A 12,799-nucleotide genomic window follows, 5' to 3' on the forward strand; every position below is an offset into this window, starting at 1 on the left:
CAGGACTAATTATTCTATAAGAAGGAGTGATTGCGAAATGACCACCTCTTTGCGTGTATTTCTCGGCTCTTACGCCGATGCGGAAGGTCCGGGCGTGTATGCCTGCGCCTTCGATGAGACGACGGGGGCGCTGACCCTGATCGACGAGGTGAGCGGCCTGCAGAATCCGACCTTCCTCGATATCGATGCCAAGCGCCGCATCTTGTACGCGCTGACGGAGCAGCCCGACGAGCAGGGCGGCCGCGCAGGCGCAGCCGTGGCGATGGAGATCGCGCCGGACAGCGGCCGTCTGACGCCGCTGGGCCGCGAGTCGACCGTGCCGGCGCCGACCTGTCACATCGCGCTGGACCGCGAGCGACGCGCGCTGCTGACCAGCAGCTATCACGGCGGCCTGGTCGGCTTGTCGCCGCTGCTGCCGGACGGCCGCGTCGCGCCGTGCGCCGACATGCACCGGCACGAGGGAACGAGCGTGCTGCCGGTGCAGAGCCAGGCCCGCGTCCATTCCGTGTTCATGGATCAGGCGAACCGCTACGCGATCGTCTGCGACCTCGGCCTGGATCGGGTATTCGTGTATCGCCTCGACCTCGACGCCATGCAGCTGCAGCCGCACGGCGAAGCGGCGGTCGCGCCCGGCTCGGGGCCGCGGCATTTCGCTTTCCATCCGACGCTGCCCTACGGCTATGTGATCAACGAGCTCAATGCCACGATCACCGCATTCCGCTATGATGAAGCCCTGGGCGCGCTGGAGGCGATCGGCACGTTCCCGACGCTGCCGGACGGCTACGATGGGGACAATGCCTGCGCGGATATTCACATCTCGCCCGACGGCCGCTTCCTGTACGGCAGCAATCGCGGACACGACAGTATCGCCGTCTACGCGATCGATTCCGACTCGGGCATGCTGACCCTCGTCCAGCACGCGCCGACGCTCGGCGGTCACCCGCGCAATTTTGCGCTGTCGCCCGACGGCCGCTACCTGCTCGTCGCCAACCGCGACGGCAACCATGTCGTCACCTTCGCCCGCGACGCCGAGAGCGGCAAGCTGACCCCGACCGGACATGAGCTGCAGGTGTCCAAGCCCGTCTGCGTCAAGTTCGCTTATATCTAATAACGCTGAACAACGCTGGACCAGGCCATTCATAACGTTGGACCAAGCCATGCAATACCGCTGAATCAGGCTATGCGTGGTCGATCAACCTCCGTTATGCCGCCGGACCGCGCCTGCTTGAAGCTGCTCGCCGTTTACGGTGCCATTATTCGGCGCCGATTGGACAACTTCAGGGAGGATGGCCGCATCCGATAGCATGCGCGTCGATCCGAATCCACGCGAACGAGGCGGGTTCTCCACATGAGAACCCGCCTCGTTTGAGTTTAGAAGCCGAGAGCTACGCTCCGTCTGTAACACACTACCAATCTCGGTCGCTCCAGCCTCACTTTTTGCGCTTATTTCCACCATTGGAGCCAATTTCACCGTGTAGCCTCGTATTTTACGCTTATTTCCACTACTGGAGCCCATTCCGCCGTGTAGCCTCACATTTTGCGCTTATTTCCGCCACCCGAGCAATTTCACTCCTGTAGCCTCACTTTTTACGCTTATTTCCGCCTTCGGAGCCCATTCCGCCGTGTAAGCTCACATTTTGCGCTTATTTCCGCCAGAGCTCATCTTGTTTTCTTGCGCAGGCCAGCCGAATTTGTGTCCCAATGCATGGTCACGGGCGAGTCCCTCATGTATAATGAATTGTAAGCGTTTATTCTGCTTTAGCGAAAAAGGAGTGTCGCGAACCGACATGCGCAAGTATAATTTTATCCGTCCCTTGATGATCCTCATCGTCGCCTATCTCGTCAACAACCTTGCCAGCAACGTCAGTCTGCTGCTCGGAGCCTCGCAGGATGCCGCCGCCAACATCGGCATCATCGCGATGATCGTGGCCGCGCTCGTGCTGTATACGCGCATGACGCGCCAACGTCGCAACGGTCAGGGCGGTCAGGGCGACCCGCGCGGCAAGTAGCCCTGGGCCCCCCTGGGCTGCATGAGACTGCCCGCACCGCCGGGCCGCTTCCCCTCACCGCTCCGCCTGCCTGCCGGCCTTCGCATGCGATGCCGTCCGTTCGATGCGGGCGTACACCCAGATCATCGTCGCTAAAACGATCAGCATCAGCGCGAAGTAGATGAAGCCGTACATCGACCTGTCGCCGAGCGCAGTGATATTCAGATGGCCTCCGTCGAATTCAGCCGCCTTGCTCACGATCGCGCCGCTGATCGCCCCCGACAAAAAATTGACCAGATTGTAAATGCCCATCCCGATCCCCGTCTGCTCCTGCGGCAGCACAGCCGAGACCGCCTTGGCCAGTGCGGTCTGCACGAATGTAAAGGGCACGTTGATCAGCGGCAGCACGAGCGCGATCAGCCACACCCGGGTACCCGTCACCGCGGAGAGCGCCAACAGCCCCGCCCCCATCGCGAGGAGCGCCGCCATCAAGGTGTACCGGCTGCCTCTGCGATCGACGAGCGATCCGCCTGCGCGTCCGATGAGCGCCGCCAGCATCGCTGCCGGGAACAGCACGAACCCGATCATGCGCGCGTCGAGATCGTAGAGCTGACCTAACATCAACGGCGTAAGGATGAAGATGCCGAACACACAAAACAACGCCGCAAAGCTGGCGATCAGGCCATTCACAAATGCCGAATTGCGCAGCAGGCTGAGCCGGATGAACGGATTGGGCGCACGCGACGCACGCAGAACGAACAAGCCGGTCAATAAGACGGCTGCCAGCAGCCATAATAAGCTGAACTGCGTGACTGCCAGCATCAGAGAAGCGACGCCCGCGCCGAGCAATCCGGCGCCGAGCAGGTCGACCTTCTCTCCGCTGCGCGCGGTCTCAGCCGGCAGAGCGCGGCGAATGAAGGGCAGCGCGGCGAGCGCCGCTAGGGAAATGAGAAACAAACCATTCCAATGAAACTGTCCTGCGACAAAGCCGCCCAAAATCGGACCGACGCCGGAGGAAAAGGCAATTGTCGAGGCGATCACCCCCATCACCCGGCCGCGCCGCTCCGCCGGAAAAAAGCGAATCGGAATCAGCATGACCAGCGCCGGCACGCACGACGCGCCCGCCGCCTGCGCGAAGCGGGCGACCAGCAGCCAGGCAAAGGAGTCGGCAAAAAAACCAAACGCGGACGCTGCCGCAAACAGCAGCAGTCCCGTCGTGATGAGGCGCTTCAGCGGATACTTGTCCGCCAGCTTGCCGAATAAGAGCGAGCCAAGCGCGTAGAGCACGGAATAGCCCGTGACGACCCAGCTCACCGTGGACGAGCCGAGCCGAAAATCGGTCGCGATTGCGGGCAGCGCCACATTAAACATCGTCGCATTCATGACCGAGAAAAAAAGAACAAAGCAGAGCGCCGCCACCAGTCCCTTCGGCGGCGCTTCTTTTTGCGCATGCTGCATCCCTTGTGTCCGCCTTTCTATGACGTCGTCCGTAAGGCGTGAAGCCCCCTGCTCTAGTAGCCGCTCCCGCTGGCGCCCCCGGCGTCGCTGACGATCGCCACGCTCGCGCTGGCGCCGATGCGTGTCGCGCCGGCCGCGATCATGCTGCGCGCGGCCGCCAGATCGCGCACGCCGCCCGACGCCTTGACGCCCATCTCAGGTCCGACTGTGCGCCGCATCAGCGCGATGTCCTCGACCGTCGCGGCGCCGGGGCCAAAGCCGGTCGAGGTCTTGACGAAGGCCGCGCCCGCGGCTTGCGCGAGTCGGCACGACTCGATCTTCTCTTCGTCGCTGAGCAGGCCGGTCTCCAGGATGACCTTGACCGGCGCGCGGCCGGCGCAGGCCGCGACGACTGCCGCGATATCGCGGCCCACTTCGTCCGGACGGCCCGACTTGAGCGCGCCGATATTCATCACCATGTCGATCTCCGTCGCGCCGTCCGCGATTGCGGCGGCCGCCTCGGTCGCCTTCACTGCCGTCGTCGAAGCGCCGAGCGGGAAGCCCACCACCGTCGTAATGCCGACCTCGCTGCTCTTCAACCGCGCATGTGCGTCGGCGACCCAGTACGGATTGACGCAGACCGTGGCGAAGCCGTACCGCATCGCCTCCTCGCACAGCCCCGCGATCGCATCCGCCGTCGCATCCGGCTTCAGCAGCGTATGGTCGATATAGCGCGCCAGCGCCGGCCCTTCCGAGCCGCCGCGGCTCTTATCTTGTCCACTCATCTGAACGCTTCCCTTCCGTATCTTGTACATTCGCGATCTTTGCACGCACGCGCTAGCGCCATGCGATCTTACAACTGCCGAGCAGCTCCTCGCCCCAATACAGCGCCGGCTCGTCGCCGTCCCGCAGCTCTCCGACGCCCGCCGGCGTGCCGGTATAGACGACATCCCCCGGCCCCAGGCCGTAGTGCGCGCCGATATGATCGAGCAGTGTCTGCAGATTGAAGATCATCTCGCTGATATGACCGCGCTGCCGCTCCTCGCCGTTGATCCGCAGGCTGAACATCTCCGCCGACAGCGCCGCCGTCCCCTGGATCGGACGAAAAGCGGTGAGCGGGGCCGATCCGGCAAAGCCCTTGGCCCGCAGCCACGGATGGCGCTGCTGCTTGAGCTGCTCCTGCACCTCCCGCAGCGTCAGGTCGAGGCCGAGCGCGAAGCCGTCGATCAGCGCGTCGGCGGGCGCCCCCGCCTCGTACGGGGCGCCGATGCGGACGACCAGCTCTGCTTCATAGTGAACCGCCCCTTCGTCTCCAGGCAGCTCCACGACGCGCCCGTCCATCGGCTTGAGCGCATGCGTCGGCTTCATGAAGAGCATCGGGCTGTCCGGCACGGCGTTGCCCAGCTCTGCGGCATGCATCCGATAGTTCCGACCGACACCGTATACATTGCGAATCGCATTCATCGTGAGATCACGTCTCCTTCGTTATGTAGGACAAGGCAGCTCGTCATGCAAGGCAGCTCGTCGGTTCGTCATTCTCAGTATACCAGCTTGTCCCGGCGTGACAAAGCGGCGCATTCCGACAGCAGGCTGATGCCGACTGTGGAATGCGCCGCTGCGAATGCGGAAGCGAGTAAATACAGTGTGCCGTGCGCGTGTCCGGCTCGCGCCTATTCGGCGCCCCCGGCTACATCTCGCGCAGCGTCGTCACGCTGCGCGCCCGGAAGCGGTACGTCGTCTGCCCGCCGCTCGCCGCTGCCCCGGTCGCCGGCGAGATCGACTCGCTATCGCTCGTGCGATAGACCGCGAGCGGCCCGTCCGTCAGACCGCCGATATCGGCGATGATCTCCTCGTCCGCCGAATTGATGACCACCAGCGCGGCCTTGCCCGACTGCGGATCGACGGACGCGGTGACGATCAGTTCCTCGTCCGTGCTGGCCGCGTCGATGATCCGATCGCCGGGTCGCAGGAACCGGCTATACTGACCCAGCGTATACAATCGCTTGTTGACCGTGTAGCTGCCGTCCGACTTGATCTGGATGAGCGATTGCCCGTTCAACGAGCCGCCGCGCGGCGATACCAGCCACCAGTACAGATAGGCCCCGTAGCCGTGCTCGAGCGCATCCGCGATCTGACCGGCCCACCGCAGCCCGTCCGTCATCGTCGGATCGTTGGGCGCGGCGCCGTCGGCGCTGACCTCCGTCATCATGAGCGGCTTGTCGTAGCTGCGCAGGTCGTATGTGTCCAGTTGCGTCGGCTGCAGGCCGTAGAAGTGGGTCGGGATATAATCCAGCTTCGCGATCGAAGAGGATGTCATGCCCGCCAGATGATTCCACGTCCGATTGAGCTGGCTCGCCTCCGGGGCGCCGACGAGCACGTCGCCGCTCAGATCCGAGCCATGGACCGCATCCGCCAGCAGTTCAGAGAGCTCGCTGAGCCGTTCGTTGGTATAGGCCGACGAAGCGTACGGCGACGGATTGGTCGGCTCATTCTGCAGGCTCAGCCAGCGGATGTCGAAGCCATTCACCTCGCGGTAGTGCCGCGTCCAATCCACCAGGTAATCGATGAATGCTTCATCGTACGCCTCGTCCAACGTACCGCCGACCGCCGTGCCGTCGGTCTTCATCCAGGAGGGCGGACTCCACGGCAGCGCGTAGAGTTGCAGGTCCGCGTCCCGCTTCAGCGCCTCGTCCGCGAACCAGCGCTGATGCGCATCCGTCGACCAGTCGTACGGCTGGCCCTCTACCGGATAGGCCGTCGCCTGCACCGCGTCGTACGCCGGATCGCCCGGCGCGAACGGATTGATCTCCATCCGCAGGATCGAGAGCGCTGCGCCGTCCGCTCCGAAGAGGATGTCCATCACCTCCGACCTGGTGACGGGATTGGCCAGGTTCATCAGGCCATTGGCTGGATCGTTCGCCGTCGCGCCGAATCCGTACACCTGCTGCGCCACCGTCGCACGGTCGAGCGTGATCGTCGCCCCGGCCTCTCCGTATGCGGCGTTCAGCCCCCCCACAGGCTGCCAGAAGCGCGGGCCCGCCGCGTCGTCCTCGCGTACATAGGCCACGATCCGGTCGCCGGGCTCCGGCATCAACGCGCTCCAGGCTGCCGTCAGTGCCAGCGGCGCCGCCGGGCCGCACAACACGGCGGACGGGGAGCGCACCGTCGCTTGCAAGCGATGCGCGGCATCGTAATGCTCCAGTACGAGTCGGACGGCGCGCCCCTCGAGCGCGCTCGGCCAGTCGGTCAGCACCGCCGTGCCGGACAAGCCATCTACCTCGCCCGTCAGCGCAGCGACGCTCCCGGCTGCGTCCGCATAGGTCATCGCCGCGCTGATGCCGCCCGTCTCCACCGGACGCAGCGTCAGCTCGTCGAGCAGCCAAGCCGCCGTGCCGTCCGTCTGCTCGACTCCGACGGCGATCGGCGTCGACGACAGTGTCGTACGTAGCGTCAGCTCACTCCAGCCGCCGGCGCTCACGGCGACAGGCTCGCCGTACTGATAGCTGTCCTCCTCATACTGGAGGAACGGCCGCAGCTCGCCGACGCCGGCCGCACCGTCGGGCAGCTTGGCCTGCACGCGCAGCTCGTATTGGCTGTCCAGGTAGCCGACCAGACCGTCGAAGGGCCGCAGGAAGCGGACTTGCGCCCCGCTGCCCGGCGATTCGACGATTGCCAAGCTGCTGCCGGCGCTCGCGTAGTCTTCGTCGGCTACCGTCACGCCGCTTCGCTCCAGGCCGCCCGCCGCCTCGGCGCGAGACGGCAGCGCAGACCCGTCCGAATCGAAGCGATAGCGGCTCGCCGTGCCTCCCGCCAGCAGCTCCGGTCCGGCCGCGCCGTCCTTGACAATGTGCAGGTCGTCCACATAATAGCTGGTGATCAGCTCTGCCCCGACCTCGCTGCCCTTCTGCTGCAGCGCAATGCCGGGCAGCGCCGTCGCATCCTCCGGAACAGTGAAGGTCAATGCCACCTGCGACCAGCCCGCATCGTCGGCAGGATAGGTATACCACGCTTGATTGTTAATGAAAGCGGTCTCGGAATTGTACATGGCAGACAGGAAAAAATGCCCGTCGGATGCCACGCTGCCTGCGCTCACACGCACCCACACCGAAACATGGAAGGTGTCTCCCGGCGCCCAGTCCACGCCGTCCGGCCACTGCGCGCTCGCGAAGACATCACGCATTTTCAGACGGACATATGACTTATCCTCGGACGCCCGGACGTGTACGCTCTTGCCTTCGCCGCCGCGGTAGACCGCACTCGTCACGCCGTACCGGGAGGCGTCCAGACCTCCGCCGTGGCCGAGCCGCGTGAGCGCGGTGCCGGCATCAGCGGATGTATAATCGTCGAATCCGATCGCCTTCGCTGTCACTGCACCTGCGCCATTGCCTTGCGCCGCCAGCGGCGCGGCGGGCGACAGTTGCGCCAGCAGCGCGCAGACGGCCAGCATGGCGAGCGCACGCTTCCATTGCTGCAGGATTCCTGACTTGCGCATGATTCCTCATCTCCTTTGGGTTGGGCCGACCGCTAGCGGTCGGCCTTAATCGTACGCTCCCAGTCCGCCCGGACCCGGTATACATTGGCCTGCCCGCCCTCGTCGGACGAGAAGATCACGTAGCGATCGTCCCGGGTGAAGATCGGGTGCGGGTGCGACATCTGCGTCTTCCATGACGTGCCGTGCCGACACAGCAGCCCGGCATGAACACGGTGGTCCGCATAACGCATCAATGAGATATAGTGGCGGGCGTCGTCCATATTCGCGCGAATCTGCGCATGGTCGCCGACGCCGAGCCGCTCGTCATAGCTGAGCTGGAAGTGCGTCGGCCGTGCGTACGGGTAGTCGTAGCGCTGTTCGTCCGAGCCGTCGATCCGCACGAACAGCTCGCCGTGCCGATAGAACGGCTCGCCCTTGCGGTCGCGCACGGAATACTGCGCGCCGATCCGACCGCTCGCGGTGAAGAATTCGTGCCCGACCTTCTCCATTCCGACCCGCTGCTCCAGCAAGGGCGCCACTTCGTTGCGCGGCACGTCAATCGTCCAGAGCCGATGCACCAGCTCCCACGGTCCCTCGTGGCAGAACAGAATCCGGTCCGGATCATGCGGATGCAGATTGATGTGCGAGATGACGCGGTGCTCGCCCCATACCGCGAGCGGCTGCCCCTGCCGGATATCGTAACGAATGATGACGCTGAGCGGACGACGATAGAAGGCCTCGCGCATGCCCGAGTACAACACGCCGGTGCTCGTGCAGAGATTCAGCTTTTCCATATAAGCGAACACGAGGTAGTCGCCCGCGTCGTCGATCGACAGATCGTTGACCTGATAGCCGTCCGGGATCGCCATCAGCTCGGTCGTCTCGAGATTGTCCAGCCGGACGCGGTACAGCGTCCGACCGGCGAAGTAGTAGACCGCATGACGCCTCGCGTCCAGCACCGAGCTAAAGGGCACCAGCTCCTCCTCGTCCGTAATCTGCACCATCCAGCCGTCCGCAAAGCGAAGCGTATAGAGCTGCGGCCGCCCGGTGCGATTGGACACCAGCACGATATACGAATCGTCCAGCGCAAGCAGCGGCTTGGTGAAATACGCGTGATACGTGTCGCCGCTGTCGTCGCTAAGCCGCTCGACTTCGACGCCGGTCAACGGATCGACCGTCCTGGCAATCGTCGAGCGATAGCAATCTCCCTTCATGAGGACCAGCTCCTTTCCGGGCGTCCGTTACTGCTGCTGACGGCGGGCGTATTCCGCGTTGATTTCCTCCAGCGCCTGCGCGCCGCCGGCCTGCTCCCATTTCTCCAGCTCTGCCCGCCAGCCCTCTTCGTCGATTTCGCCGAGGATGAATTTCACTTTGGCGTCGGCGACGATTTTCTCCAGCTCGCCGCTTTTTTCCGACAGAGTCGGTGATTGAATCGACAGCGCCGGGTTGGACACCGCGATCGGCTCGTTGTCCGCGAACATCGTCTTCACCTTTTGCAGCAGCGGCGCGTACTCGGCCTTGAGTTCCGAATCCTGCTCCTGAATGATGCTCAGCTGCGGGATCGGGTCCTTATCCTTCAGTCTCCGCTCCTGCTCCTCCTCGGTGAACGCGACCTTCCCGTCCTCGAGGTGGTAATGCTCGCCCTCGATGCCCCAGATGAGCAGATTCGCCGACTCCGGCTCGAACATCTTGTCGAAGAAGGCGAGAATGTCTCGCAACTGCTCCTCGCTCTTAATTGCCGTCTTGGGGAACATGAATATGCCGTTGTAGCCCGGCGAGGCCATGATGCGTTCGCCGGCCGGCCCCTGAATGCGCGAGACGACGTCCAGTGCGGCGTCCGGGTTCGTCTCCTTGGCGGAGGCGTCCCCGGCGACGACATCGTCGATCGCCGTCGAGATGACGAGTCCGCCCTTGCCGCCTGCCAGCAATTCTTTGGATTGATTGCCCTCGGTGACGGCAAAGTCGGGATTCATCAATTGCTCGTCGTACAGACGCTTGTAGAAGCGCAGCGCGTCCAGATAGGCCTCGCTCATGAAGCTCGGTACCAGCTTGCCGTCTTCTTCGCTATAGCCGTTGCCCGCGCCGTAGAAGCCCGCCAGCATATCCAGATCGGCCATCCCTTTGCGCGAGATCAGACCGTACGTATCCCGCTTGCCGTTGCCGTCGGGGTCTTCCTCGGCAAATGCGCGAATGACCTGGTACAGATCGTCAATCGTCTTGGGCTCCTCAAGTCCGACCGCCTCCAGCCAATCCTTGCGGAACAGCACGCCGCCGCGCGCCAGCACCCGCGGACGGTAGAGCGCGTAGTTTTTGCCGTCGTGGGTCGCGTTTTGCAGGACGTCCTTGTTGAGCCGCGTGCTCAAATTCGGATAATCTGCCAGGTAAGGACCGATCTCCCAGAATGCTCCGGCCTGCACCCCGCTCGTAATCGCGGGCGCATAAATGCCGCCGTCGAGATTGTTAATGACAGACACCTGCTTCAGGTCGTTCGACGACAGGCTGACCGACAGCTTATCCTTGTAGGCCGCATTCGGCACCCAGGTAATATCCAGCTCCGTGTCGGTTAGCGCTTCCAATTCTTCGATAATCGGATTTTCCTTCGGCGCCTCGGTGGAGAAATACGGCAAGAGCATCGTGATTTTCGTCGGTCCTTCTTCCTGCCGCGCGCCGCCGCTCTCGCTCTCTGCGGCGCAGCCGGCCAGCAGCCCCGCGCCGACGGCAAGCGCCAGCAGCCCCGCACCGGTCCGCCTGCGCGTGCCGGAAGCCGTCCGCCCTTGCCCTTTTTTCCGAATCGCACCATTATTCATGTCTGTGGTTCTCCCCTTTTTTGTTCGATAGTTTACTTGGCCCGCTCAGCCCTTGACCGAGCCGAGCAGGATACCCTTTGCGAAGTACTTCTGCAAAAACGGATAGACGATCAAAATCGGCAAATTGGAGAAAACGATGACCGCTGCCTTGAGCGTCTGCTCCGGCGGAACGACGAAATCGGGCGCCATCTCCTCCGAATCGCCTACGCCCCCCTGCGACAAAATGATAATTTGCCGCATCAAAATTTGCACGGGCCACTTGTCGGAATCGTTGATGTACAGAATCGGCGCCAGGAAGGAATTCCAGTGACTGACCGCGTAAAACAACGAAAAGGTGGCAATGGCCGGCATCGAGAGCGGAATGACCAGTCGAATCAATATGATCAGATCGTTGGCGCCGTCGATCTTGGCCGACTCCTCCAGCCCGTCGGGAAGCTGTTGGAAGAAATTTTTCATAACGATCAGATTGAAGGCGCTGATTGCGCCCGGCAGCAGCAGCGCCCAATACGAATTGAGCAGCCCCAGCTCTTTGACGACGAGAAACGTCGGGATCATCCCGCCGTTGAACATCATCGTAAACAGCACCATCAGCAGCAACTGCTCCCGCGCGATCAATGTGCGGCGCGCCAGCGGGTAGGCCATGAGCGTCGTCATCGCAATGTTGATCGACGTGCCCGCAACGGTAATAAAAATTGTAACGCCCATGCTCCGCACAATCGTGTCGGTGCTCAAGATGTACCGGTACGAATCCAGGGACAGCACCGTCGGAAACAGCAGGAACGTCTGCTCCCGCAGCTCCTGCGCCGTCGTCAAGGAAGCGGCGATCAGATGGACGAACGGGATGATGGCGATCAGCGCCAGCAATCCGACGACCGTATAATTGACAAGCGAGAACAACCGGCTTCCCCAACTGCGGTCTTGAACCATCAGGCGCCGCCCCCCTTCCGAATCTTCATCAAAATACGCCCTCCTCGCCGAAGCGCTTGGCAATCTTGTTGGCCGCGACGATCAAAAGGAGGCCGATCGCGGCATTGAACAAGCCGACTGCGGTCGTGTAGCTGAACAAGCCGCGCTGGATGCCGTTGGTGTAGATGTACGTGTCGAAAATCTCGCCGACATCGCGATTCATCGCATTGAGCATCAGATAGATCTGCTCGAAGCCGAGGTCGAGGAAATTGCCGAGCCGCAGGATGAGCAGGATGACGATCGTGCTGCGAATCGCCGGCAGCGTAACGTGCATCATCTGCCGCCAACGGTTGGCGCCGTCGATCCTCGCCGCCTCGTACAACGAAGGGTCGACGCCGGACAGTGCCGCCAGGAAAATGATCGTGCCCCAGCCCGCTTCCTTCCAGATCATCTGCAGCACGATAAGCGGCCGAAACCAGCTCTCGCTCATCAGGAAGTTGACCTTGTCCCCTCCCGCTCCGGCAATCGCTTCGTTGACAATGCCGCCCTCGGTCGTCAACATGATGTAGGTAATCCCGGCAATGACGACCCAGGAGAAGAAGTGCGGGACGTAGATGAACGTCTGGGCGATCCGCTTGAACAACGCCAAGCGCATCTCGTTGAGCATCAGCGCTACGACGATCGGCACGGGAAAGAAAAAGGCCAGGTTCATCGCCGCTATGATGAAGGTGTTGCGAAACAGCAGTCCAAACGACGGATCGGTAAAAAAGCGCTCGAAATGCTTGAAGCCGACCCAGGGACTACCCGCAAAGCCGATAAACGGCTGGTAGTCCTTGAATGCAAGCAGCACCCCCCACATCGGTAAATACTTGAAGATGACGAAATACAACACGCCCGGGATCAGCATGACATACAGCCAATAATCCAATCTGATCTGACGCAGACGGCGCCGTCTGCGCGCCTTGCGCGAATCGGCCTCCGCTGGGAGACGCGCCGCCCGCCCGGACGCTCGAAACGTTCTGCCTGTCATGTCCTTGCCTCCAATCTATCTTGCTGCCGGCTCGTTCAGCATAGCCCCGGCCGCGCGGTGCCGTCTATAATCCGATCCGGGCATATCCTTCGCGGCGACACCAGCGGCGGCGAGATGATCAGCGGCGGCTGACGGATAATCCGGGACGGCTGCCAGGCGG

Annotated in this window: 10 protein-coding genes; 2 read left to right on the forward strand and 8 right to left on the reverse strand. The window is 62.7% G+C overall.

The window, feature by feature from the left end:
• Positions 1-37: 37 nt before the first annotated feature.
• Entirely contained in the window at positions 38-1,108 is a 1,071-nt protein-coding gene (locus IDH44_RS07360; RefSeq protein ID WP_190916180.1) for a lactonase family protein, read from the forward strand.
• A gap of 679 nt (positions 1,109-1,787) precedes the next feature.
• On the forward strand, positions 1,788-2,009 hold the full coding sequence (locus IDH44_RS07365; RefSeq protein WP_190916182.1) for a hypothetical protein: 222 nt from the start codon (positions 1,788-1,790) through the stop codon (positions 2,007-2,009).
• 54 nt (positions 2,010-2,063) lie between these two features.
• Here IDH44_RS07365 and IDH44_RS07370 read toward each other — a convergent pair whose 3' ends face one another.
• The 8 genes from IDH44_RS07370 to IDH44_RS07405 form a co-directional block, all read right to left on the reverse strand.
• On the reverse strand, positions 2,064-3,446 hold the full coding sequence (locus IDH44_RS07370) for an MFS transporter (RefSeq protein WP_190916184.1): 1,383 nt from the start codon (positions 3,444-3,446) through the stop codon (positions 2,064-2,066).
• 53 nt (positions 3,447-3,499) lie between these two features.
• Positions 3,500-4,210: a deoxyribose-phosphate aldolase gene (gene deoC / locus IDH44_RS07375; RefSeq protein ID WP_190916186.1), complete on the reverse strand. Its 711-nt coding sequence runs from the start codon at positions 4,208-4,210 to the stop codon at positions 3,500-3,502.
• Between the two features lie 52 nt (positions 4,211-4,262).
• Positions 4,263-4,889 (reverse strand): fumarylacetoacetate hydrolase family protein, encoded by a 627-nt coding sequence (locus IDH44_RS07380; RefSeq protein ID WP_190916188.1) that lies wholly within the window; start codon positions 4,887-4,889, stop codon positions 4,263-4,265.
• A 223-nt stretch (positions 4,890-5,112) separates the two neighbouring features.
• Positions 5,113-7,917 (reverse strand): glycoside hydrolase family 30 protein, encoded by a 2,805-nt coding sequence (locus IDH44_RS07385; protein ID WP_190916189.1) that lies wholly within the window; start codon positions 7,915-7,917, stop codon positions 5,113-5,115.
• A 32-nt stretch (positions 7,918-7,949) separates the two neighbouring features.
• On the reverse strand, positions 7,950-9,110 hold the full coding sequence (locus IDH44_RS07390) for an oligogalacturonate lyase family protein (RefSeq protein ID WP_190916191.1): 1,161 nt from the start codon (positions 9,108-9,110) through the stop codon (positions 7,950-7,952).
• Between the two features lie 27 nt (positions 9,111-9,137).
• Positions 9,138-10,703 carry an extracellular solute-binding protein gene (locus IDH44_RS07395; protein WP_190916193.1) on the reverse strand — a complete coding sequence of 522 codons (1,566 nt, stop codon included), beginning with the start codon at positions 10,701-10,703 and terminating at the stop codon, positions 9,138-9,140.
• A 45-nt stretch (positions 10,704-10,748) separates the two neighbouring features.
• Positions 10,749-11,630, reverse strand: a complete 882-nt coding sequence (locus IDH44_RS07400) for a carbohydrate ABC transporter permease (RefSeq protein WP_190916195.1) — start codon at positions 11,628-11,630, stop codon at positions 10,749-10,751.
• 28 nt (positions 11,631-11,658) lie between these two features.
• Complete coding sequence (locus tag IDH44_RS07405) at positions 11,659-12,639, reverse strand: ABC transporter permease (protein ID WP_190916197.1); 981 nt, start codon at positions 12,637-12,639, stop codon at positions 11,659-11,661.
• Between the last annotated feature and the right edge of the window lie 160 nt (positions 12,640-12,799).

This window comes from Paenibacillus sabuli, from assembly GCF_014705605.1.
GTDB lineage: Bacteria > Bacillota > Bacilli > Paenibacillales > Paenibacillaceae > Paenibacillus_D > Paenibacillus_D sabuli.

Coding starts and splice junctions, on each gene's coding strand:
- IDH44_RS07365 (WP_190916182.1), top strand. CDS start 1,788: ATGCGCAAGTATAATTTTATCCGTCCCTTGATGATCCTCATCGTCGCC.
- deoC (WP_190916186.1), bottom strand. CDS start 4,210: ATGAGTGGACAAGATAAGAGCCGCGGCGGCTCGGAAGGGCCGGCGCTG.
- IDH44_RS07360 (WP_190916180.1), top strand. CDS start 38: ATGACCACCTCTTTGCGTGTATTTCTCGGCTCTTACGCCGATGCGGAA.
- IDH44_RS07380 (WP_190916188.1), bottom strand. CDS start 4,889: ATGAATGCGATTCGCAATGTATACGGTGTCGGTCGGAACTATCGGATG.
- IDH44_RS07400 (WP_190916195.1), bottom strand. CDS start 11,630: ATGGTTCAAGACCGCAGTTGGGGAAGCCGGTTGTTCTCGCTTGTCAAT.
- IDH44_RS07395 (WP_190916193.1), bottom strand. CDS start 10,703: ATGAATAATGGTGCGATTCGGAAAAAAGGGCAAGGGCGGACGGCTTCC.
- IDH44_RS07405 (WP_190916197.1), bottom strand. CDS start 12,639: ATGACAGGCAGAACGTTTCGAGCGTCCGGGCGGGCGGCGCGTCTCCCA.
- IDH44_RS07370 (WP_190916184.1), bottom strand. CDS start 3,446: ATGCAGCATGCGCAAAAAGAAGCGCCGCCGAAGGGACTGGTGGCGGCG.
- IDH44_RS07385 (WP_190916189.1), bottom strand. CDS start 7,917: ATGCGCAAGTCAGGAATCCTGCAGCAATGGAAGCGTGCGCTCGCCATG.
- IDH44_RS07390 (WP_190916191.1), bottom strand. CDS start 9,110: ATGAAGGGAGATTGCTATCGCTCGACGATTGCCAGGACGGTCGATCCG.